22 protein-coding genes and 1 other annotated feature are annotated in these 23,903 nt (G+C 48.8%); all 22 genes read left to right on the top strand.

From position 1 onward, the window contains the following. The first annotated feature begins 199 nt into the window (after positions 1–199). The 22 genes from H1R82_RS06050 to ileS all read left to right on the top strand — a co-directional run bounded on the left by H1R82_RS06050 (position 200) and on the right by ileS (position 23,842). Positions 200–1,687, top strand: coding sequence for a UDP-N-acetylmuramoyl-L-alanyl-D-glutamate--2,6-diaminopimelate ligase (locus tag H1R82_RS06050; protein ID WP_181730832.1), 1,488 nt, complete (start codon positions 200–202; stop codon positions 1,685–1,687). A gap of 11 nt (positions 1,688–1,698) precedes the next feature. Then, entirely contained in the window at positions 1,699–3,084 is a 1,386-nt protein-coding gene (locus H1R82_RS06045; RefSeq protein WP_181730831.1) for a UDP-N-acetylmuramoyl-tripeptide--D-alanyl-D-alanine ligase, read from the top strand. Positions 3,085–3,094: 10 nt separating this feature from the next. Beyond that, positions 3,095–4,114: a phospho-N-acetylmuramoyl-pentapeptide-transferase gene (gene mraY / locus H1R82_RS06040; protein ID WP_037994974.1), complete on the top strand. Its 1,020-nt coding sequence runs from the start codon at positions 3,095–3,097 to the stop codon at positions 4,112–4,114. Next, a complete protein-coding gene (gene murD / locus H1R82_RS06035; RefSeq protein ID WP_181730830.1) occupies positions 4,114–5,484 on the top strand; it encodes a UDP-N-acetylmuramoyl-L-alanine--D-glutamate ligase in 1,371 nt (456 codons plus the stop codon). The genes mraY and murD overlap by 1 nt, the downstream gene beginning before the upstream one ends. Positions 5,485–5,519: 35 nt before the next feature. After that, complete coding sequence (gene spoVE, locus H1R82_RS06030; protein ID WP_181730829.1) at positions 5,520–6,626, top strand: stage V sporulation protein E; 1,107 nt, start codon at positions 5,520–5,522, stop codon at positions 6,624–6,626. Between the two features lie 16 nt (positions 6,627–6,642). Further along, positions 6,643–7,755, top strand: a complete 1,113-nt coding sequence (gene murG / locus H1R82_RS06025; RefSeq protein ID WP_181730828.1) for an undecaprenyldiphospho-muramoylpentapeptide beta-N-acetylglucosaminyltransferase — start codon at positions 6,643–6,645, stop codon at positions 7,753–7,755. Positions 7,756–7,870: 115 nt separating this feature from the next. Further along, positions 7,871–8,779: a UDP-N-acetylmuramate dehydrogenase gene (murB, locus tag H1R82_RS06020; RefSeq protein ID WP_181730827.1), complete on the top strand. Its 909-nt coding sequence runs from the start codon at positions 7,871–7,873 to the stop codon at positions 8,777–8,779. A 14-nt stretch (positions 8,780–8,793) separates the two neighbouring features. Further along, complete coding sequence (gene murA, locus H1R82_RS06015; protein WP_181730826.1) at positions 8,794–10,062, top strand: UDP-N-acetylglucosamine 1-carboxyvinyltransferase; 1,269 nt, start codon at positions 8,794–8,796, stop codon at positions 10,060–10,062. Positions 10,063–10,191: 129 nt separating this feature from the next. After that, positions 10,192–10,923, top strand: coding sequence for a cell division protein FtsQ/DivIB (locus H1R82_RS06010; RefSeq protein ID WP_181730825.1), 732 nt, complete (start codon positions 10,192–10,194; stop codon positions 10,921–10,923). 193 nt (positions 10,924–11,116) lie between these two features. Then, the gene (ftsA, locus tag H1R82_RS06005) at positions 11,117–12,358 is read left to right on the top strand and encodes a cell division protein FtsA (RefSeq protein WP_181730824.1); all 1,242 of its coding nucleotides are present in this window, start codon (positions 11,117–11,119) and stop codon (positions 12,356–12,358) included. A 39-nt stretch (positions 12,359–12,397) separates the two neighbouring features. Beyond that, positions 12,398–13,546: a cell division protein FtsZ gene (gene ftsZ / locus H1R82_RS06000; protein ID WP_181730823.1), complete on the top strand. Its 1,149-nt coding sequence runs from the start codon at positions 12,398–12,400 to the stop codon at positions 13,544–13,546. Between the two features lie 186 nt (positions 13,547–13,732). Beyond that, the gene (gene spoIIGA, locus H1R82_RS05995; protein WP_181730822.1) at positions 13,733–14,641 is read left to right on the top strand and encodes a sigma-E processing peptidase SpoIIGA; all 909 of its coding nucleotides are present in this window, start codon (positions 13,733–13,735) and stop codon (positions 14,639–14,641) included. 17 nt (positions 14,642–14,658) lie between these two features. Further along, positions 14,659–15,381 carry an RNA polymerase sporulation sigma factor SigE gene (sigE, locus tag H1R82_RS05990; protein ID WP_037994951.1) on the top strand — a complete coding sequence of 241 codons (723 nt, stop codon included), beginning with the start codon at positions 14,659–14,661 and terminating at the stop codon, positions 15,379–15,381. 74 nt (positions 15,382–15,455) lie between these two features. Then, entirely contained in the window at positions 15,456–16,232 is a 777-nt protein-coding gene (gene sigG / locus H1R82_RS05985; protein WP_181730821.1) for an RNA polymerase sporulation sigma factor SigG, read from the top strand. A gap of 150 nt (positions 16,233–16,382) precedes the next feature. Then, complete coding sequence (locus H1R82_RS05980) at positions 16,383–16,679, top strand: YlmC/YmxH family sporulation protein (RefSeq protein ID WP_181730820.1); 297 nt, start codon at positions 16,383–16,385, stop codon at positions 16,677–16,679. A 53-nt stretch (positions 16,680–16,732) separates the two neighbouring features. Beyond that, positions 16,733–17,566, top strand: a complete 834-nt coding sequence (gene pgeF, locus H1R82_RS05975) for a peptidoglycan editing factor PgeF (RefSeq protein WP_181730819.1) — start codon at positions 16,733–16,735, stop codon at positions 17,564–17,566. Beyond that, positions 17,563–18,264, top strand: coding sequence for a YggS family pyridoxal phosphate-dependent enzyme (locus H1R82_RS05970; protein WP_181730818.1), 702 nt, complete (start codon positions 17,563–17,565; stop codon positions 18,262–18,264). The genes pgeF and H1R82_RS05970 overlap by 4 nt, the downstream gene beginning before the upstream one ends. Before the next feature lie 26 nt (positions 18,265–18,290). Next, positions 18,291–18,701 (top strand): cell division protein SepF, encoded by a 411-nt coding sequence (locus tag H1R82_RS05965; RefSeq protein WP_181730817.1) that lies wholly within the window; start codon positions 18,291–18,293, stop codon positions 18,699–18,701. A 10-nt stretch (positions 18,702–18,711) separates the two neighbouring features. Next, positions 18,712–18,972 (top strand): YggT family protein, encoded by a 261-nt coding sequence (locus H1R82_RS05960; RefSeq protein ID WP_181730816.1) that lies wholly within the window; start codon positions 18,712–18,714, stop codon positions 18,970–18,972. A 7-nt stretch (positions 18,973–18,979) separates the two neighbouring features. Next, on the top strand, positions 18,980–19,759 hold the full coding sequence (locus H1R82_RS05955; protein ID WP_181730815.1) for a YlmH family RNA-binding protein: 780 nt from the start codon (positions 18,980–18,982) through the stop codon (positions 19,757–19,759). Positions 19,760–19,852: 93 nt separating this feature from the next. Beyond that, positions 19,853–20,740: a DivIVA domain-containing protein gene (locus H1R82_RS05950; RefSeq protein WP_181730814.1), complete on the top strand. Its 888-nt coding sequence runs from the start codon at positions 19,853–19,855 to the stop codon at positions 20,738–20,740. Between the two features lie 45 nt (positions 20,741–20,785). Continuing rightward, positions 20,786–21,015, top strand: a binding site (T-box leader). Between the two features lie 19 nt (positions 21,016–21,034). After that, a complete protein-coding gene (ileS, locus tag H1R82_RS05945; RefSeq protein WP_269747543.1) occupies positions 21,035–23,842 on the top strand; it encodes an isoleucine--tRNA ligase in 2,808 nt (935 codons plus the stop codon). The last annotated feature ends 61 nt before the right edge of the window (positions 23,843–23,903 follow it).

Raw genomic sequence — 23,903 nt, 5'->3', positions numbered from 1 at the left:
CTGTGGGGATTCTGTGGCTTGATTTTGCTCACTCCTTGAATTCTCGGGGGTTTATCCGATGAATTGAGGAAAGTGCGCACTTGCCAAGGAAAGTGACAAATGATAGAAAGGAGATTAAAATAGGGTATGTGAATAGACCATGCCAGGAATACCCCTGGCATTTTCTGTTGTCTTTCTGTTGTCGAAAAGGAGGAAGAAGATGCGAATATGTGAGTTAATCCGGCCGTTAATGTTGCACAAAACGACAGGGGATCTGATGACCGAAATTCATGGCATCCAAATCGATTCCCGTCAGGTTCAGCCGGGAGACTTGTTTATTGCTCTGAGAGGGACGCAGGTGGATGCCCACCGTTTCGTCGAGCAGGCGGTGGCCAACGGCGCCGCGGCGGTCATGGTGGAAAAGCCGGTTGATTTGCCGGGCATTCCCGTGATTCAAGTGCCTGACACACGCAGAGCGATGGCCGTGGTGGCTGCGAAATTCTACCACTATCCGACGAAAGAATTGAAGCTGATTGGAGTGACGGGAACAAACGGAAAGACAACCACGACTTATCTGATTGAACAGCTTCTCAGACATAAAGGTTCTTTAACCGGCGTGATCGGAACCATTCAGACGAAAATCGGAAAGAAAAAGTTTGCAACCAAAAACACAACGCCCGAAGTGACGGATTTGCAAAAGACGTTTCGAATGATGAAAGATGAGGGTTGTGAGTATTCTGTCATTGAAGTTTCATCACATGCATTGGACATGGGAAGAACCAGAGGTTGTCAATTTCGGATCGCTGTTTTCACGAATTTGACGCAAGATCATTTGGATTACCATGAGACGATGGAAAACTACCGCGAAGCGAAAAGTTTGCTGTTCAGTCAATTGGGTAATGCTTATGCGGAAGATTTAGAAGATAATACGTTTGCCGTATTAAACGCGGATGACAAAGCTTCCGGTTATTTCATGCAACGGACGCCGGCCCAGGTGATTACCTACGGCATCGGGCAGCCGGCCGACGTCACGGCGGAAAATATCCGGTTTTCTTCTTCGGGAACAACCTTCACGTTAAAAACCTTTCGCGGGGAAGTTCCCATTCAGACAAGACTGGTCGGCAAATTTAATGTATATAATGTATTAGCGGCCGTTTCCGTCGCGCTGATTGAAGGCATGGACCTTAAACTGATTCAGACGGCATTGGCTGAAGTGGAAGGAATCAGCGGGCGGTTTGAACCGGTGGATTTGGGACAGCCTTATTCGGTTCTTGTGGATTACGCCCACACACCAGACAGTCTGGAAAATGCGTTGACCACCATTCGCGAATTTGCCAAGGGGCGGGTGATTTGCGTTGTGGGTTGCGGCGGGGACCGCGATCGCAGCAAACGTCCGCTGATGGCGGAGATTGCGGTGAAAAACAGTGATTTGGCCATTTTCACCTCGGATAACCCTCGTACGGAAAATCCCGTCACGATTTTGGATGATATGTTGGTCGGGGTGGACCAGTATCCCGAAGACCGTTATTTGGTGATTGAAAACCGCAAGGAAGCGATTTATGAAGCGGTGGCCAAAGCCAAACCGGAAGATGTGATTTTAATTGCCGGAAAAGGCCATGAAACCTATCAGGAAATCAACGGCGTACGCCATCATTTTGATGACCGGGAAGTCGCCGCCGATGCGATTTCATCCATGCGGGCAAAGTGAGGAATGATGAAATGCAACGTACATGTCAATGGATTTTGGAAACAACCGGCGGAAGCTGGAAGGGAAGTCCCGCCGATCTTCACCGGCTGGTGCGCGGGGTGTCCACGGATACGCGGAACATCCGGGCCAATCAGCTTTATGTGCCTCTGGTCGGTGAACGTTTTGACGGGCATCAGTTTGTAAAGGATGCCGGGGAAAAGGGAGCGGCAGCTGTCTTGTGGCAGCAGGACCGGCCGTTGCCGGAGCTTCACCTCCCTGTCATTCTGGTGGAAGACACGTTGAAAGCATTGCAACAACTGGCTGCCGGATACCGCGCGGAATGTCAGGCCAAAGTCGTTGCAGTGACAGGAAGCAATGGAAAAACCACCACCAAGGATCTCATCGCATCTTTGTTGGCAGAAAAATATGCGGTGCATAAAACGAAAGGAAATCTCAACAACCATATCGGAGTGCCGTTAACCTTGCTATCGATGCCGGAGGAAACGGAAATTGCGGTGATCGAGATGGGAATGAACCACCGCGGGGAGATTTCCGTCCTTTCGAAGATTGCCCGTCCGGACGTCGCGGTGATCACCAACATCGGCGAGTCCCATATCGAACATTTGGGGAGCCGGGAAGGAATTGCAAGGGCAAAATTGGAAATTAAAGATGGACTGTCCCCGGCAGGGACTTTGGTGATCGACGGAGATGAACCGTTGCTTCGGAACTTGTTGAAAGAGGAATCCAGAAAGTTGATCAAAGCCGGATGGGAAACGGATTCCGACGAATCTCCGGAACAAATTGAGGTCAGGGGTACCGAGGGTGTTTCTTTTCAATCCCGGAAAACCGGCACCCGTTTCACCTTGCCGTTATTGGGAAGGCACAATGTCAAAAACGCAATGCTTGCCATCGAGGTGGCCCGGTATTTTCAGCTTCGGGAAGAGGAGATCGTCCGCGGCCTGGCAAATGTGACCCTGACCGGAATGCGTTTGGAGACGAAACTGGCAATAAATGGAATGTTGTTGATCGATGATGCCTACAATGCCAGTCCCACATCCATGAAAGCGGCATTGGACTTGTTGGCAGAGATTGAGCCGGAAAAAGAGAAATGGGCTCTTCTGGGAGATATGCTTGAAATCGGGGAACAAGAGGAGCATTATCATAGAGAGTTGGGGGTGTATGCCATGGAAAAAGGCATTCACCGCTTATATACGATTGGCGAACGGGGCCGGTGGATTCATGAAGGAGCCATGAAAGCAAAAGCTGATGACAATCAAGCCCTCGTTCATTTCCATACGCCGGATGAAGCTGTCGAAACATTGCTCCGGGAAGGACATCCAGAGACCATCCTCTTAGTCAAAGCTTCACGTGCAGCGAGGCTCGATCAGATTGTCAAAAATATGACTGAAGGAGCGTAGGGGAAGAACTATGGGGAATCTAGAATTTCGATTTATTTTAATTCCACTTGCAGTTGCTTTTGGTATTGCCGTCATCCTGGGACCGATGATTATTCCGGTGTTAAAACGGTTGAAATTCGGTCAGAGCATCCGTGAGGAAGGGCCGCAAGCCCATTTGAAGAAAGCGGGAACCCCGACGATGGGCGGAGTGATTATCCTCACCGCGATCGTGTTGACGGCCGTTCCGCTCAGCAGTTTGACGTTGCTGAACAACAACGATGCCATTATTAACGCGGACTTGTTCTTTTTGGTGTTTGCGACATTGGGTTACGGAATTCTCGGCTTTTTGGATGATTACATTAAAGTGGTAATGAAACGGAATCTCGGACTGACCGCCAACCAGAAATTACTCGGTCAGCTGTTTATCGGTTTGGTGCTTTTCTGGGTGCTGCTGGAAGTACGGACAGGCGGTCCCAACAACTATATTTTCAGTTTGGACATTCCTTTTACCGATTTGACCATTCATCTGAATTGGTTGTATCTGCCTCTTCTCTTGTTGATGATGATCGGTGCTTCCAATGCCGTGAACCTGACGGACGGTTTGGATGGCTTGTTGGCCGGAACGGCAGTGAGTGCGTACGGTGCTTATGCCGTGATCGGGATTTTGCAAAGCAACCCGACGGTGACGATTTTTTCCGTGGCCGTGGTCGGGGCGCTTCTGGGATTCTTGGTGTTTAATGCCAATCCGGCAAAAGTGTTTATGGGAGATACCGGTTCATTGGCTCTCGGCGGCGGCATTGCAGCGTTGGCCGTGATTACGAAAACGGAATTATTGTTACCCATTATCGGTGGAATTTTTGTAATTGAAACATTGTCTGTGATGATTCAGGTGACTTCATTTAAATTCCGTGGCAAACGGGTGTTTCGCATGAGCCCGTTACACCACCACTTTGAATTGTGCGGCTGGTCCGAGTGGCGGGTGGTGACCACCTTCTGGTTCTTCGGTCTGGTTCTCGCCGGTTTGGGTGTCTTTTTGGAGATGTGGTTGTGATGAAAAATACCGGAATTTGGGCGGGTCGCCAGGTGGTTGTTTTGGGGCTGGCCCGCAGTGGAGTCGCAGTTGCCAAATGTTTGCATGAGTTGGGCGCCAATGTGGTGGTCAATGATTTAAAGCCGCGGGAACAATGTCCCGAAGCAGAAGAATTGGAAGAATTGGGGATCCCGGTTCTTTGCGGAAGCCATCCGGATGATTTGATTCATGAGAAAGTGGATTGGTTGGTGAAAAATCCGGGCATTCCCTATCATGCCAAACCGGTGGTTCAAGCCTCGGAAAAGGGTATCCCCGTCATAACGGAAGTGGAGATCGCCGGACTCCTTTCCGATTCCCCGGTCATCGGAATAACGGGTTCCAACGGGAAAACCACCACCACGACCTTGGTGGGGGAAATGTTGACCAAAAGCGGAATTCAAAATCAGGTGGCCGGAAACATCGGACAAGCATTGACCGAAGCGGTCCGTTCCAACCCGAAAAACGCGTGGCTGGTCGCGGAGCTCAGCAGCTTTCAGTTGAAAGGAACCCGCACATTCAAACCGGACATCGCTTGTCTCTTGAACGTTTATCCGGCGCATTTGGACTACCACTTGAATATGGATGATTATCTTGCTTCCAAAATGAAATTGTTTCAAAATCAGACGCCGGAAGACATCGCCGTCCTGAACCGGGATCATCCGGTGTGTCAAGAGGCGGCCGGGCAAATCAAAAGTCAGGTCTGGTGGTTCAGCCGGAAGGAGGAAGTGCCGGAAGGAGTGTTTGTCCGTGAGGGCATGGTGACCGCCCGGATCGGGGACAAAACGGAACCGGTCCTTCCGGTGAATGACATTGCCCTGCGCGGTGAATTCAACCTGGAAAATGTGCTGGCGGCCACCGCGATGAGTCTGGCAGCCGGAGCGGGCGTGGCTGGCATCCGTGAGGTGCTGAAAAACTTTCGCGGGGTGGAGCACCGCTTGGAATTTGTGGCTGAGATCAACGGAGTCCGTTTTTACAATGATTCCAAAGCGACCAATCCGCAAGCGGCTTCCAAAGCCTTGGAATCCTTTCGTGAACCCGTCATCTGGATCGGGGGAGGCTTGGACCGGGGGATTGACTTCAAAGAGTTGATTCCGGTTTTTAAAAAAAGGGCGAAAGCGTTGATTGCCTATGGCCAAACCAAAGAGATCCTGACCCGGCGGGGAAAGGATGCCGGGCTGAAAGATGTGTATTCCGTGGACGGTTTGGAAACGGCTGTGAAACGGGCATTTGACCTGGCCCGGCCCGGGGATGTGGTGTTGCTCTCCCCGGCCTGTGCAAGCTGGGACCAGTTCACCTCTTTTGAGGAAAGGGGAAGCATATTTAAGAAGACCGTGCATAATCTTCAAGTATAAGAGCTTGCCCAAATTACCAAGAGGTGAAAACGCCCATGAATCCAAAGAGCCAAACACCCGATATCATCATTGTGGTTGCGATTGTTTTGCTTTTGACCATCGGTGTATTGATGGTGTACAGCGCAAGTGCCGCTTTTGCTTATCATAAATACGATGATGCGTTTTATTTCGCCAAGCGGCAGTTCTTGTTTGCATCTTTGGGTGTTTTCCTGATGTTTTGGATTGCAAAACTGGACCCGGAAAAGTTTCGTGAATGGGCGAAACCAGGGATTGTCATATGTTTTATTCTGTTGTTGATCGTTTTGATCCCCGGGGTTGGAATTTTGCGTAACGGTGCAAGAAGTTGGTTGGGAATCGGAGCTTTCAGCATTCAGCCTTCCGAGTTTATGAAACTGGCCATGATTATGTTTTTGTCCCGCATGTTTTCCAACCCCGATTATGACATCAAACATTTTACCCGGGGTTTTTTACCTGCACTCCTGTTGTTGGGGCTCGCTTTCGGGCTGATCATGATGCAACCGGATCTGGGAACGGGCACGGTCTTGATGGGAGCCGGAATTATTTTGATTTTTGCTGCCGGAGCCAGAAAAAAACATTTGGCTTTCTTTTTCTTATTGGGTGTGGTCGGTTTTGTCATGCTGATACTGGCTGCACCTTACCGTATTCAGCGGATTGTCGCTTTTTTAAATCCGTGGCAGGATCCGCTTGGTGCGGGATATCATCTGATCCAGTCATTATATGCCATCGGCCCTGGCGGACTCATGGGGCTGGGGCTTGGCATGAGCAAACAAAAACACCTGTATCTTCCTGAACCGCATACGGATTTCATTTTTTCGATTTTAGCCGAAGAGTTGGGTTTTTTGGGAGCGGCCACGGTGATTCTGCTGTTTGCCGTCCTGGTATGGCGCGGCATCCGGGTGGCCATGGGTGTTCCCAACATGTTTTACAGCTTGGTGGCAACAGGGATCACGGCGATGATCATCATTCAGGCCGTGATCAATATCGGCGTTGTCTCCGGGGTTTTTCCGGTGACCGGAATCACATTGCCTTTTTTGAGTTACGGAGGTTCTTCCCTCACATTGACATTAGCAGCCGTAGGAATATTGATGAATTTATCGCGGTTTGTACGTAAATCCAAATAATCAGGAGGAAGGATCAATGAAACGAATCTTGTTATCCGGTGGCGGAACCGGCGGGCATATTTACCCGGCTTTGGCAATTGCCCGGGCTGTCAGAAAAAAATTCCCGGATGTGGAAATCGCTTATATCGGTACCAGTGAAGGATTGGAATCGCGAATTGTTCCCAAAGAAGGGAACATTCATTTTTATACTGTGGAAATTCAAGGGTTTAAGAGAAGCGTTTCTTGGGAAAACGTCCACACCTTGCACAAGTTCATCAAAGCCGTGCGCAAATCTAAAGAATACATGCGCGAGTTTGAGCCGGATGTGGTGGTGGGAACCGGCGGTTACGTCAGTGGTCCGGCTGTGTATGCGGCCCACCAGTTGGGAATTCCGACCCTGATTCATGAGCAAAATGTCGTGTTGGGCTTGACCACCAAATTTTTATCGCGGTTTGTGGATGTGGTTGCCATCAGCCTGGAGGAATCGCAAAAATATTTGAGCCGTGCCAACCGCATTGTCTTCACCGGCAACCCGCGGGCGACCGAAGTGGTACAAGCCAATGCCGCGAACGGAAGAAAATCTTTGGGGATTACGGACGCACACAAACCGATTATCCTGATCTTCGGAGGAAGCCGGGGAGCCAAAGCCATTAACGAAGCGGTTCTTGAAATGATTCCCCGCATGAAAGAAATGCCGGATGTCCATTTTGTCTATGTGACCGGTGAAGTGCACTATGATAAAATTCGTGAAATGGTGCAAACCGATGACATCCCCAACTTGGACATCAAGCCGTTTATCTATAACATGCCGGATGTGCTGGCAGCCACGTATCTGGTGGTTGGACGAGCCGGGGCTTCGACGCTGGCGGAGTTGACAGCATTGGGTTTACCCTCTATTCTGATTCCGTCCCCTTATGTCACCAACAACCACCAGGAAGCCAATGCAAGATGGCTGGAGGAACAAGGGGCATCCAAAATGCTTCTGGAAAGTGAGTGCACGGGCCAAAACTTGTGGCGTGAAGTGAAACGGCTGATTGAAAATAAAGAAGAACATCATGCGATGAGTGAAGCGGCCAGCCGTCTGGGGCGTCCCCATGCGGCCGAAGTATTGGTCAGCGAACTGGAAAAAATTGCAGTTACCCATGACTGAGTGAAGAAAGGCCTTTCCAACTGGACGTTCGTCACAATCGGTGCGGACCGGCATAAACTATGTTAAGCCAGTGGTTGGAGGGACTCTTTCGGGATAGGCGAGGAGGGACGATCAAGTGGAACAAATCATACAAGAGATGAAAAACATCGGAATTCAGGATGTGCGAGTCAATGAACCTTTGTCCCGCCATACGACGTGGAAAGTGGGAGGTCCTGCCGATCTTTTGATCTATCCGCGCAACAAGGAAGAATTGGAACAGGCGATGCAAGTGGTGTACCGGCATCAGATTCCTTGGAGAGTGATTGGCAGAGGATCCAATCTGTTGGTGCGGGATGGCGGAATCCGGGGTGTGGTGTTCAAATTGGATGAAGGGTTTAACGAATTGAAAGTGGATGGAACCCGGGTCACCGCCGGTGGCGGGTATTCCACCATCTTGCTGGCAACCATGACCTCCAGACAAGGGCTGACCGGATTGGAGTTTGCGGCGGGAATCCCCGGCAACGTGGGGGGCGCCGTCTACATGAATGCGGGTGCGCACGGTTCTGAGATTTCTAAAGTTCTTCATTCCGCGACTGTACTTTTGGAAACCGGTGAATGGGTGACATTGTCGAATGAAGAGATGGAATTTCGCTATCGTACTTCCGTGCTTCAAACCAAACTGAAAGGAATCGTGACCGAAGCTTCTTTCACATTGGAGTACGGAGAACGGGATGAGATCATGTCGCGGCTGACTTCTTATAAAGACCGCCGGAGAAAGACACAGCCATTACAATATCCTTGCGCTGGTAGTGTTTTCAGAAATCCGCCGGGGGATTACGCCGGACGCCTGATCCAGGAAGCCGGTTTAAAGGGCTTCCGGATCGGGGATGCCGAAGTGTCTACCACGCATGCGAACTTTATTATCAACCGGGGTAATGCAACGGCCAAAAATGTTTTGCAATTGATCGAGCACATCATTCAAACCATTGAGGAAAAATACAATATCCGTCTCGAACCGGAAGTGCAGGTGGTGGGTGAAGAGTAAACGGAGGTGACACATTGGAACGGTTTGTGATTGAAGGTGGCAAACCTCTGTCCGGATCTGTTCGTGTCCAAGGATCAAAAAATGCAACCTTGCCCATCCTGGCTGCCACGGTTTTAGCCGAAGGAATTCACCGAATCGAAAACGTTCCCGGATTGACCGACATTTTTGCGATGTGTCATATTTTGGAATCGCTGGGGGCGAAAATTGTTCGTGAACGGTCGACGTTGTATGTGGATACCCGGAACATAGAAAAACATTGCATTCCGGAACATCTGATGAGGCAAATCCGGTCATCGGTTTTTCTGATGGGGCCGTTGCTTGCACGTCTTCAGCGGGTTCATGTGACCAAACCCGGGGGATGCAATATCGGTGCACGCCCGATTGATCTCCATCTCAAAGGGCTTGCCATGTTGGGAACGGAAATTGTGGAGACGGATGGGATCATTCAGTGTGCAGCACCCAAACTGACCGGAACACACATCCCGTTGGCATTTCCGAGTGTCGGCGCCACGGAAAACATCATGATGGCGGCGGTGTGTGCCGAAGGGGAAACCGTCATTGAAAATGCAGCTTGTGAGCCGGAAATTGTTGATTTGGCAACATACCTGGCCAAAATGGGGGCTCAGATCGAAGGAGCCGGCACGCCCGAGATCCGGATTATCGGGGTGGATCAATTGACAGCTGCTTCCCATCAGGTCATGTCCGACCGGATTGCCGCGGGCACGTTCGCCATTGCATCGGTGATCACCCGGGGAGAATTGGTCATGAAAGGGATCAAGGAAGCCGAGATGGAAGGGCTCGCCGCACATCTTGAGCCGTTGGGGGTTCATTTCCGTCCGGATCCGGAGGGTATCCGGGTAAAGGCAGGTTCATCCATCCGGCCGGCTTCTGAATTGGTGACAAAGCCGTTTCCCGGATTTCCGACCGATATGCAACCGCAAACCATGGTCCTGCTGGCGTTGGCGGAGGGCGAAAGCCGGGTGACCGAAAACATTTTTGAACGGCGCTTGAAACATGTGCACGAATTGAAGAAAATGGGAGCGGATATGCATTTGGACGGGTGTACGGTTACGATCCGCGGGGTAAAAAGACTGAAAGGAGCCGAAGTGTTTGCATCGGATTTGCGTTCCGGAGCGGCATTGGTGATCGCCGGATTGGCGGCTTGCGGCCGGACCGTTGTACATGGCGTTCACCATATCGACCGGGGTTATGAGCCGATGGAAGAAACATTCCGACAATTGGGAGGAAATATCAAACGAATCCAGAAGGATGCTGAACAGTAGCACGATTGTGCCGCTGTTTTTTTGTGCGAAAACCTTTCAACATCCCATATTTGTGGTAATATATAGGGAAGATTATATTTTTTGCATCCAGGTCAGTCAGGCGAAAGCAGAGGAAAGGAGTATCATTTGGTGGATGAACGCATTCCTCCCTTTCGCAACCGGATTGGCAAAAAACGGTCCCCGTCACCATGGATTTTGGCATTTATCTTTTTGTTTTTTATGGGAGCGTTGTTTGCCATCTTCTTGCGATCGCCGCTGAGTAAAATCAAAGAGATTGAAATATCCGGAAACCAATTGGTATCAACCAAAACGATTTTGAAGAAAGCGCGGTTACAGAAAGGGGTTTCTTTTTTTGGTGTCCAACCCGGCGAAATCGCAAATCAAATCCGGACCATTCCCGAAGTCCGTCATGCAGAGGTCAAAAAGTCGTTTCCGGATAAAGTGACCATTTTGGTCCGGGAAAAACCGGTTGTCGGTTGGGTTGAAACCAAAGATCAGAAACATCTCCCCATTTTATCGGACGGTACTATTTTACCTCACCGGCAGCTTTCATTCAAATATGACCGGATTTTATTTAAAGGGTGGGATCTTGCCCATCCCATGCTGCAACAAACGGTGCAAGAAATTGGAAAAATCCCTCCGATGATTCAACGTTCCATCAAAGAAGTCCGACCCGTCCCCAAACACCAGGATCAAGTGGAAATTTTAACCGGTTATCAACACCGCATTTTTGTGAGAGTGGAAGACCTTGCACAAAAAATGAATTATTATCCCTCGTTTTCTAAACATCCGCAAGGTACACTGTATTTGTTGGAAAGCATCTGGTTTATTCCGGATGACGGAACGGAGCCGGCAACCTGACATGAGAAAGTCTGTTTAAAAAGAAAAACATGGAAAAAGGAATATCAATAAAAATGTTTTGCTTTAGAGGGGATCACTCTTTGATTGTTGAATATGGTTTGTAAGAGTTTCCTCCCTTTTCCTTAATATAATTTCATTCTAAAATGGATACCCATACTTTAAGACTGACTCCCGGGCAAGGAGGTGCCCAGAATTGAGCAATGAGGATTTCGTTATCACTTTGGATATTGGATCTTCACAAGTTCGTGTCATCGTAGCCGAAATCAATGCAGACGGAACACCACACATTGTGGGAGTGGGGACGGCAGAGTCACAAGGGATGAAAAAGGGAGCCATCATTAATATTGATCAAGCCGTACAATCAATTCGCGAAGCGGTGGATCATGCTGAACGCATGGTTGGCATAGAGATTTCCGAGGTGTTTGTCGGAGTGTCTGGACACCATGTCTCTTTGCAGCCGAGCCATGGTGTTGTTGCTGTTTCCAGTGAAGACAGGGAGATCAGCCTTCATGACATTGACCGTGTGTTGCAAGCGGCGCGGGTGATTGCCTTGCCGCCGGAACGGGCAGTGATTGAAGTCGTTCCAAAGCAATTTATTGTTGACGGCCTCGATGATATCAAAGATCCGAACGGAATGGTCGGTGTCCGGTTGGAAGTGGATGCGATCATTGTCACCGGGACCAAGACGATTTTGACCAATCTGCTCCGCTGTGTGGAGCGGGCGGACTTAAATATCGCCGGAATGGTGTTTTTGCCGCTGGCTGTCAGTGAACTTTGCCTGTCCGATGATGAGAAAAATCTGGGTGTCGTCATGGTGGATATGGGTGGCGGAACCACGACCCTGACGGTTTATCAGCACGGTCACCTTGCAGGAACTTCCGTCATTCCGATCGGCGGGGAATACATAACCAATGACATTGCGATAGGACTCAGGACACAGACCAGCTCAGCCGAGGAAGTGAAATGCAAATACGGGGTTGCCTGTAAAGAATTTGCGCTGACAGACAAGATGTTTAATGTGCAGACGATTGGAACGAGCAGAGACCGGATTGTGACTCAACTGGAATTGGCGCAAATTATTGAACCCCGGCTGGAAGAAATGTTTCAGTTGATCCGCCAACAGGTCAAAGCCATGGGATTTTCGGAAGAACCTGCCGGTGGTTATGTGTTGACGGGAGGAGTCATGGCAACACAGCATATCCTGCATGTGGCGCAAAGCCAATTGGGCGGAGCCGTACGGATCGCCACTCCCCAAAATATCGGCGTCAAGGAGCCCTCATACACCGGCGGAGTCGGCATGATTCACTACTTGCATAAACGCGGGGCTTTTCAAACCGAGTCGCATCGTGCCTCCCATCACCCTCCTCGCCAGAAAAAGCAGCGTGGACCGTCGGCTTTTGAAAAAATGAAAAACTGGTTAAATGAATTCATTTAAAAAGATTTTGGTAAGCATTTGTATTGGAGGGACAAGAATATGTTGGATTTTGATCTTGAAATGGAACAAATTGCCCAGATAAAAGTCATTGGTGTCGGTGGTGGCGGAAGCAATGCAGTCAACCGGATGATTGAGGCGGGCGTACAAGGGGTCGAGTTTATTGCCGTCAACACGGATGCCCAAGCTTTAAACCGCTCCAAGGCGCCTGTCCGCCTGCAAATCGGGGAAAAATTGACCAGGGGGCTCGGAGCCGGTGCCAAACCGGAAATCGGGAAAAAAGCAGCTGAAGAAAGCCGGGAACAAATCGAAAGCGTCTTAAAGGGAGCCGACATGGTGTTTGTCACCGCCGGAATGGGTGGAGGCACCGGAACCGGAGCGGCGCCGGAGATTGCCGCGGTGGCCCGTGAATTGGGGGCGCTGACCGTCGGCGTGGTCACCAAACCGTTTACGTTTGAAGGACGGAGAAGAGCAAATCAGGCGGAACAAGGGGTTGCGGCATTAAAGGAAAATGTGGACACGTTGATCGTGATTCCCAACGACCGCCTGTTGGAAATCGTGGATAAAAACACCCCGATGTTGGAAGCGTTCAGGGAAGCGGATAACGTGCTGAGACAAGGGGTTCAGGGGATTTCCGATTTGATTGCCGTCCCGGGACTCATCAACCTTGACTTTGCGGATGTCCGCACCATTATGACGGAACGGGGTTCCGCCTTGATGGGAATCGGTTCAGCCAACGGGGAAAACCGCGCTGCCGATGCGGCCAAAAAAGCGATTTGCAGTCCTTTGCTCGAAACCTCGATCGAAGGAGCCCGCGGTGTGCTGATGAATATCACCGGCGGCACCAATTTGAGTTTATACGAAGTATATGAAGCGGCGGATATAGTGACCCAGGCTTCCCACTCGGAAGTGAACATGATTTTCGGGGCGGTTATTAATGAAGATCTCAAAGATGAAATTTTGGTCACGGTGATTGCCACCGGCTTCGATCACGAAGAGCAAGAGAAAAAGAGCGTCAAACCGCAATCACAGGGAAAACCTTCTTTTGGCGGAAGGGAAGACAACAATTTGAACCCGTTCCAACGCTTGCAAAAAGACCCTGCTCCCAAAAAACCGGATGAAGAAAGCATCATGGATCCTTACGGCAACTTGGAAGTGCCCACTTTCCTGCGCAACCGCAAAAACAAATGACCGGCTGTTTGCTGCAACCGGACTCCTTCGGGGGTCCGGTTGCTTTTTTTTGCACGCCGTGCGGTTGGAGCCTGCAGGTTGTTTTCCGGTTCGACGAAAAAAGTCAAACGGGGTTGGCAAGTTTAGACAGACTTTGAAATATAGATTAAGATATACTATTCTCACCTCAATTTGGAGAGAGAGCTTATGACAGTGTATGCGGACGTGGTTTTCTTTCTCAACAGCGCAATTGATTTTTTGCTCCTCTGGCTCACTTCCGGGATCCGGAAGCAAAAGGCCGTCTGGTGGCGGTTATTGCTTTCGGCCCTGCTGGGCGGATTTTACTCAATGTTGCATCTGTGGCCGCAATTTTCCATCGCCTACTTTTTGCCGGTGAAAATCATTGTCTCCTTTTTTATGGTTTGGATTGCTTTCGGTTGGAAGGATCCGCTCGCTTTTTTCAGGAATTTGGGAATGTTTTATCTCATTTGCTTTATTACGGGCGGAGCAATGATTGCTTTTCACTATGTCATGACCGGTGACAGCCAGGTGGCCGGAGGCATTTTTTACACGGAATCCCAACATGGATGGGGATCCCCGGTCTCATGGGGGCTGATCATTTTCGGATTTCCGGTTGTGTGGTTGTACACCCGCTTGTCATTGCGTTCGCTGGATGAGCGGCAAATGTTTCACCAATTCACAGCCGATGTGAAAATCCGCTTGAAGGATCAGGAATTGCGTTGCGTGGGACTGGTGGACACCGGAAATCAATTGCGGGATCCGATCACCCGCGCGCCGGTGATCATGGTGGAATTGGAGCAGTTAAAAACGCTGCTTCCGGAACCCTTATGGAAAATGGCCAAAGAGCCGGGGTTTGAAAAAGACTGGGAAGAGCTGCCGGCGGATTGGATGAATCGCATCCGCCTGATTCCTTACCGGGCGGCCGGAAAAAAGAATAACCTCCTGCTGGCCGTCAAACCCGATTATGTCATCATTTCGCAAGGAGAAAATGAGAATAAAATCAAGAAAATTCTCATAGGTATAGATGTCGGAAGTCTTTCATCCGACGGAACTTACCAGGCGATTATTCATCCATCCTGTGTATCAGCCGTTTAAAAGAGGAGGTAAAAGGGATGTTTGCCAGATGGAAAATGGCGTTTCAATTATTCTGGTATCGTATTTTAATTCATTTCGGGCTGAAAGGAGAAGAAATCTACTATATCGGAGGCAGTGAAGCCCTTCCGCCGCCGCTGAGCAAAGAAGAAGAAGCCCATTTGTTGGAACGGCTTCCAAGCGGGGATTCGGCTGTCCGGGCCATCCTGATCGAAAGAAACCTGCGCTTGGTTGTGTACATCGCAAGGAAGTTTGAAAATACCGGGATCCATATCGAGGATCTGGTTTCAATCGGAACCATCGGTTTGATTAAAGCGGTAAACACCTTTGATCCGGAGAAAAAAATCAAATTGGCCACCTATGCTTCCCGTTGTATTGAAAATGAAATTTTGATGTTTTTGCGCCGCAACAACAAAGTCCGGTCGGAAGTTTCGTTCGACGAGCCCTTAAACACGGATTGGGATGGAAATGAGTTGCTGCTGTCTGATGTGTTGGGGACGGATAATGACATCATTTGCCGCGACATTGAAGAAGAAGTGGATAAAAAAATATTGCGGACGGCTTTGTCGCATCTTTCGGACCGGGAACGGAAAATTATGATTTTGCGTTTTGGTCTGGATGGCGGTGAAGAGAAAACACAGAAGGATGTCGCAGATCTGTTGGGAATTTCGCAGTCCTATATTTCCCGTCTCGAAAAAAGGATTATTAAGAGATTGCGTAAAGAATTCAATAAAATGGTTTAATTTCATTTTCATTATAAATTCTCCTTCGCAGGACATACTGTAATTTAGTTCCATCCTGAGGAGGAGAATTTTTCATGGCACGAAACAAAGTGGAAATCTGCGGTGTGGATACATCAAAACTCCCGGTCCTGAAAAACCAAGAGATGCGTGTATTGTTCCAGAAATATCAAGCCGGAGATCTCAAAGCGAGGGAAAAATTGGTCAATGGGAACTTACGCTTGGTGCTGAGTGTGATTCAACGTTTCAATAACCGTGGAGAATGCGTGGATGATTTATTCCAAGTGGGATGTATCGGATTAATGAAAGCCATTGATAATTTTGATCTCAGCCAAAATGTCAAATTCTCAACCTATGCCGTGCCGATGATCATCGGAGAAATCCGGCGGTATTTGCGGGATAACAATCCGATTCGTGTATCCCGGTCGTTGCGGGATATTGCATACAAAGCACTGCAGGTTCGCGATCAATTGACCAACCGGCATTCCAGGGAACCGACGATCTACGAAATATCGGAAGCATTAAATGTCCCGAAAGAAGATGTTGTGTTTGCACTTGATGCGATTCAAGACCCGGTTTCGTTGTTTGAACCGGTTTATCAGGATGGCGGTGATCCGATTTTTGTCATGGATCAATTAAGTGATGACAAATCCAAAGATGTGCAGTGGATTGAAGAGATTGCACTGAAAGAGGCACTGAACCGGTTAAACGGAAGAGAAAAAATGATTTTGTCCATGCGCTTTTTCGAAGGAAAAACACAAATGGAAGTGGCGGATGAAATCGGCATTTCCCAAGCCCAGGTTTCTCGCTTGGAGAAAGCAGCAATACAACAAATGAATAAATTTATTAATTAAAATATAAACCGGAGCTTGCCAACGGGTGGAAATGGCAAGCTTTTTTTAACGGGAAAAGTTCTGCTTAAAAAAGGGATGTCCTCATTACATTTTCCGGCCTGTTTACATATATATAATAAAAAATCATGGCAAACGGAGGGCATCTTTCCCATGAAAATATCCGAGTTGCAGGAAAAAGATGTTGTGAATATTGCTGACGGGCGCAAGTTGGGACAAATTTATGATTTGGAGCTGGATATGCAAAAAGGCGTGATCCAGGCCATTGTGGTTCCCGGGGAAACGAGATGGTTCGGGTTGGTTTCCGGGGGGCATGAGTGGGTGATTCCATGGCGTCACATTGTAAAAATCGGCTCGGATGTGATTTTGGTCCGGTTGGACAACGGCCGGTCCTCCCCGATGGCACCCCCTTCCCACGCCATGTTACCGGACGGTGACGAGTACCGTTAATCAGTTTGTTCCGTTGTGAAGATATGGTAATATGATTGGAAGGGAGGGTGTATATGGAGCCATTTCGTTATCAACAGAAAAATGGTGTGCCTTATTTTACGGTGGAGGAATGGGAGCGCATGTTCCCTCATCTGACCGTGGGTTTTAGCGCCAAAGATCACAAAGAAGATAAATTCTGTCGAAATTACGCACTACATGTCGGGGATCAACCGGAACAAGTCCTATCCAACCGGAAAGAACTGTCTGATGCGCTTCAGATGCCTTTTTCCGCTTGGACTTGCGGGGAACAGGTTCATGGTGTCCATATCGAAACGGTGGGGGAGAAACACCGGGGATATGGAAAAGATTCGCGGAAAACCGCTTTCCAAGACACCGACGGGATGGTGACAAACGAAACCGGAATCTTATTGGCGGCCTACTTTGCCGATTGTGTTCCGCTTTATTTTTATGCCCCCGATGTCGACTGGATCGGGATTGCGCATGCCGGTTGGAAAGGAACGGTCGGGGGAATCGGTTCAAAAATGGTCGGACGTTTCACATCGCTTGGAGCAGATCCCGGAAAAATCCGTGTCGTGATTGGCCCGTCGATCGGCTCCTGTTGTTATGAAGTGGATGAACGGGTGTACCGGCCGCTGGAAAACATATTATCGGATGAAAAAGCTCTAAATGAAGTCGCCGTAAGCCGGGAACCGGGTCGCTGGCAGCTGGATTTGAAAAAAGCCAATGCCAAAATTTTGGAAAAAGCCGGCGTCCATCCGCGACATATTCTTTTGTCACGGTTTTGTACAAGCTGTGACCAAGATTATTTTTATTCCCATCGTCGCGATCAGGGAGAAACCGGACGAATGGTTGCATACATCGGAAAGAAGGAAAGGGGATCGGAATGAACGAATTTGCTAACCGGTGGGAAAAAGTGAAACAACGAATCGGGCAGGCGTGTCAGCGTTCCGGCCGGGATCCGAAGGAGGTTCATGTGCTTGCGGTCACTAAATATTTAGATACGGAAGCGACCAAAAGCATTTTGGACCTGGGGTTGGAGCATGTCGGCGAAAACCGGGTGCAAAACGCCCTTCCCAAATGGGAGAAGTTAAAAGACCGGGGAACATGGCATTTTATCGGCCATTTGCAACGGCGGAAAGCCAAAGACGTGGTTGGCAGATTTTCCTATATCCACTCACTGGACCGGTTTTCCCTCGCGGAAGAAATCAACAAACGGGTATTGCAAAGCGGATATCCGCCGCAGCGTTGTTTTTTGCAAGTCAATGTCTCGGGAGAAGAATCAAAATATGGAATTTCTCCGCAAGAATTAGAAGAATTTGCCCTTGAAGTGGCGAATTTAAAAACCATTGACATCACCGGCCTGATGACCATGGCACCCATAGCGGACAACCCCGAAGAAGTGAGGCCTGTCTTTCGTGAATTAAAACGATTGCAAGGAAAATTACAACGGTTAAACCATCCCCGTTTGCAAGTACCTCATTTATCCATGGGCATGTCCCAAGATTTTGAAATTGCCATTGAAGAAGGAGCGACTTGGGTGCGGTTGGGCTCTGTTTTGATTGGGGGTGAAAAACGGGGTGGCTAGCCTTTGTGTCAGGAGGCGATTTCCCAATGACATTCATGGACCGGATTATGGGCTTTTTCGGCGTGACCGATGAGGATTTATACCAAGAAACGGAAGAAGAGCAAGGAACTTCCAGCCCGAAGGGGCGAAGCAATGTGGTTTCGCTGCATACACAAAAAAACATTCGTATGGTATTATTTGAACCGCGCGCATATGAAGAGTCGCCGGAAATTGCGGATCACTTGAAAAGCCACCGCCCTGTGGTGGTCAACCTGCAAATGGTCCGCCGCGAGCAAGGGGTGCGGATCATCGACTTTTTAAGCGGTACCGTCTATGCTTTGGGGGGAAACATTCAAAAACTGGGTGAAAATATCTTTATTTGCACACCGGCGAATGTGGATATCCAAGGATCGATCACAGATATCTTCAAAGAGGAAGAGGCAAAAAATTTGAGGTGAAGTGGAAAAAATGATTTACTCCATCGTGAGCCAGTTTTTCAATATCTATTCGATTGTGCTCATCATTTATGTCCTGTCTTCGTGGTTTCCCAATTTCAGGGACACCCCGGTGGGCATTTTTCTCGCGAAAGTTTCCGAACCTTATTTGAGCGTGTTTCGCCGCTTCATTCCACCGATCGGCGGGATGATTGACATCTCCCCCATCGTAGCGCTTTTTGTTTTGCATTTCGTTGAATTAGGCGTATATACAATTATCGATTGGGTGCTATAATTCTGTGATGTCAAAAGAAAATATTTTTATGCATTTTCGTCCGGAAGAACGCCCGTTTGTGGAACGTTCTTTGGACTATGTGCATCGCGCATCCGACAGAAATCAATTGGTTGTCACTCCTTTTTTGGATCCGAGGGAGCAGTTTATTCTGACGTCGGTTGTCAAAAGGGAGCCGGATCTTCTTTTCTGTCTGGATGGCGGGTATCCGGAAGCAGAGCGAAAGCGCGCTTTGATTGTTCCCGATTATTACGGGGAAAATCCGGAATGGACGGATTTGGTTTTTTACAGACTTGAAACAAAAGATTCAAAAGAACTGAAACACCGTGATGTTTTGGGAGCTTTGACGGGTTTGGGAATCAAACGGAACATGCTGGGGGACATCCTGCCACACGGGAAAGGATGCGATATTATCGTTGCCGGCGAGATGGCGGAATATATTTTTCTGGGTATTGGACAAGTCGGACGCCATCGTGTTAGTATAAGGAAGATTAATCGCGCGGAACTGACTCTTCCCGAAAGAAACGGAAAGATCCGGACGGCTTCTGTGGCCTCGATGCGTGTCGATGCAGTAATATCAGAAGGTTATCGGGTCTCTAGAACAAAGGCTGCGTCCATGGTGAAAAGCGGTAAGTGCAAAGTGAATTGGAAATTAGTGGATCAACCGGATTATCCGGTGGCACCGGGCGACTTGATTTCACTAAGAGGATTTGGACGTTTGGCTGTAGAAAGTATTGAGGGACATAGCAAAAAAGGAAGAATATGGATAAAACTGAGTACTTATCATTGATGGGAGCCCGGATGATTTTTGCAGGCTTCCGGAAGGACGTTTTTTCATTTTGCAGAATAAGAATGAGTGCAATTTTTTCAGGAGGTGCGAAAGATGCCATTAACACCTTTAGATATACACAATAAAGAGTTTAAAAGATCTTTCCGTGGATATGATGTTGATGAAGTGAACGATTTTCTTGACCAGATTATTAAAGATTTTGAACTGCTCACACGGGAAAAACTGGAACTGGAACAACAAGTGGAAGAGTTGCAGGCAGAGATTGAACGTTTGATGGAAGACGAATCCATGTTCCAAACCGGACCGCAGCAAATGCAACAGCAGCAACAACAAACCGTACAACCGCCGGCACCCGCGCCGCAACCGATGCAACGTTATCCGGAACCTGTTCAGCATCCGTCGCCTCAAGCATTGAGCTCGATGGAACAAAGCATTCACAAATCGATCCGTGTGGCTCAGGAAGTGGCCGAGGAAGTCCGCTTAAACGCCAAGAAAGAAGCCGAATTGATTGTTCAGGAAGCAGAGAAAAATGCCGACCGGATCATCAACGAAGCATTGCAAAAGGCACGTGCCATCCACAGCGAGCTGCTTGATCTGAAACAAAAAGCAACCGTCTACCGTGCACGTTTCCGCACGCTGGTGCAATCGCATCTGGACATTCTGGAAAACTCCGATTGGGAATCCCTGGAAGAGTTGGAGTCCGGATTGGAAGAACAAGGAAAGAAACTTGAACAATATGCCGAACAGGATCAATCCCGGGAGATGTTGATGGATCAAAACACCCAAGAGTATAAAGACTTCAACACCCAGGAGTTTCAGGATTTCAACACGCAGGAATTCCAAGATTTCAATGGCATGAACAATGTGGAAGATAATTCCGTCATGGACGAAGTCGCCGCTTCTTCCTATTATGAAGAAGAAGAACCACGCCGCGAGTTGCGCAGAACATCCAGAAAACTGAAGAAAAAAGCAATGTTTTAATGGACATGCCGATGTTCTGGGAGATCAGTAAAAAGAGAATCAGGGCTAATGGTAAAGAAAGGGAAGAGTAGATAGGTAAACTCGTGTTTGCAGCGAATTAGGGATGGTGTAAGCCTAATCCGAGTTTCTATCGAAAATCACCCTGGAACTGTCACCTGAAATTGGAGTAAGGTCGACCGCGTCATCCACGTTAAGGATGGTTGAGAGGTTTTGTCTCCAATTCAAGGATACGAAGCCAGTAGGGTGGTACCGCGGGAAACCTTCTCGTCCCTAGAGGATGCAGAAGGTTTTTTTATGTTTTTAGAAAAGGATAAAGGAGTGATTACACACATGCCGGACTACCGTCAAACATTAAATCTGCCGAAAACCAATTTTCCAATGCGCGGGAATTTGCCCAACCGCGAACCGGAAATGCAAAAATGGTGGGATGAGATCGACATTTATCAGCAAGTGCTGGAAAAAAGAAAAGGAGCCGATTCCTTTATTCTTCATGACGGGCCTCCTTATGCCAACGGGGATTTGCACATTGGGCATGCCCTGAACAAAATTCTCAAAGATTTCATCATCCGGTATAAATCGCTGAAAGGATATTATGCTCCTTACATTCCCGGTTGGGATACCCACGGTTTGCCGATTGAGCATGCCATCGTCAGCAAGAAAAAAGTGGACCGGAAAAACGTGGATCCGGTCAAATTCCGGGAAATGTGCAAAGAGTATGCTTTATCCTTTGTCAATAAACAAAAAGAACAATTCAAACGCCTGGGGGTCCGGGGGGACTGGGACAACCCTTATATAACGTTGAAACCGGAATATGAAGCTGAACAGATCCGCGTGTTCGGGGAAATGTTGAAAAAGGGTTATATTTATCGCGGGCAAAAAGCCATTTACTGGTCCCCGTCTTCCGAAACGGCACTGGCCGAAGCGGAAATTGAATACCGTGATAAACGCTCGCCGTCCATTTATGTTTTGTTTCCGGTGAAACAGGGCAATGCTGTGCTTTCGGCAGACAATACCTATGTGGTGATCTGGACCACCACACCTTGGACGATTCCCGCCAACCTGGCCGTTGCCCTGCATGAGGATTTTGAATACAACCTGGTTGAGGCGAACGGACGCAAAATGGTGATGGCCAAAGCTTTGTTGGCGAAAGTGATGGAAGAGGCCGGCATTTCCGATTACCGGGTGCTGTCAGCGTTCAAAGGAAAACAACTGGAAGGCGTCATTTGCCGGCATCCGCTGTATGACCGGGAAAGCCCCGTCATTTTTGGTGATCATGTCACTTTGGATGCAGGAACCGGTTGTGTTCACACGGCTCCGGGACATGGGGAAGAAGACTTTTATGTTGGACAGAAATACAACTTGGGCGTGCTTTGCCCGGTGGATGAGAAAGGGCGCATGACGGAGCAGGCTCCCGGTTTTGAAGGATTGTTCTATGACGATGCCAACAAAAAAGTGACAGAAAAGCTGGAGGAAGCCGGCTACTTGTTAAATTTGGGCTTTATCACCCACCAATATCCTCATGACTGGCGGACCAAAAAACCGGTCATTTTCCGGGCGACGGAACAATGGTTTGCGTCGATTGACGGATTCCGTGAAAAAATGCTGGAAGAGATCCGGAAAGTCAAATGGACACCGTCCTGGGGAGAGATCCGCCTTCACAACATGATTGCCGACCGTGGTGATTGGTGTATCTCGCGGCAGCGGATTTGGGGCGTTCCTTTGCCGATCTTTTATTGCACGAAATGCGGCCATCCCCATGTAACCGATGAAACCATTGATTTTGTTGCCAATCTGTTTAAAGAACGGGGTTCTTCAGTTTGGTATGAAAAACCGGTTGAAGAATTGATGCCGCCCGGTTCCACCTGCTCCGAATGCGGCCATGACAAGTTCCGCAAAGAAACCGATACGATGGATGTGTGGTTTGATTCCGGCAGCAGCCACCGTGCGGTGTTGGAAGGACGGGAAAACTTGCAATGGCCGGCGGACATGTATTTGGAAGGATCGGACCAATATCGCGGCTGGTTTAACTCTTCCCTGTCCACCGCCGTGGCAACCAAAGGACAAGCTCCTTATAAAGAGGTGCTGAGCCACGGATTTTTCTTGGACGGAGAAGGGCGGAAGATGTCCAAGTCCTTGGGGAACGTGATTGCCCCGGCCAAAGTGATCCAACAATATGGTGCGGATATTTTGCGCTTGTGGGTGGCTTCTTCAGATTATCGGGCAGATGTGCGAATTTCGGATGCCATCTTGAAACAAACGGCCGAAGCTTACCGGAAAATCCGGAACACTTTCCGCTTTTTGCTGGGCAACTTAAACGGATTTGATCCCGGTTCGGACCGCTTGGCTCTGAATGAATTGACCGAATTGGACCGTTATGCGCTTATCAAGCTGAATCGTCTGGTCGAGCGGGTGAGCAAGTCTTATGATGACTATGATTTCCACCAGGTTTACTATGACATCCACCATTTCTGCACGGTGTTTTTAAGCCAGTTCTACCTGGATGTGTTAAAAGACCGGCTCTATGTATTGCCCACGGATTCGGAAGTGCGCCGTTCGGCACAAACCGTGTTGTATGAAGTCTTGCTGACGCTGGTGAAAATCACCAACCCCATCCTGCCGCATACGACGGAGGAAGTCTGGAAATATATTCCGGGCGATCATGAAATCAGTGTGCAACTTTGTGATTTCCCGGTTGCAAGGGAAGATTGGTATGATGAAGCTCTGGAGAAAAAATGGGATGAATTGTTGACCATCCGCGATGTGGTCTTAAAAGCGCTGGAAGAAGCGCGGGCCGAAAAATTAATCGGAAACTCGCTGGGAGCGGCTGTCGAAATCACGCCGAATCCGGAAGCCGGGGAGTTGCTCAAGTCCACGGATCATTTGGATCAACTGTTTATTGTCTCCGGTGTTGTCCTGAACGAAGCTTCTTCTGACGTGACGGCGGAGGAGAAGGTGAAAGTGACGGTTCGTACGGCAGAAGGAGAAAAATGCGAACGCTGCTGGGTGATTTCCCCGACCGTGGGCCAAGATGCCGACCATCCGCATCTGTGCTCGCGTTGTGCCACCATTGTGAAAAAATTGGGTGTCGATTTGAGCGAATAAAACAGATAACGCAACAAATCCAAAGCCCCCTTCTCAACGAAGAGAAGGGGGCTTTGGATTT

This window comes from Thermoactinomyces intermedius, assembly GCF_013912365.1.
Taxonomy (GTDB): domain Bacteria; phylum Bacillota; class Bacilli; order Thermoactinomycetales; family Thermoactinomycetaceae; genus Thermoactinomyces; species Thermoactinomyces intermedius.
Note: the sequence above shows the minus strand (reverse complement) of the source record. Positions and strands in the feature narration are given on the sequence as shown.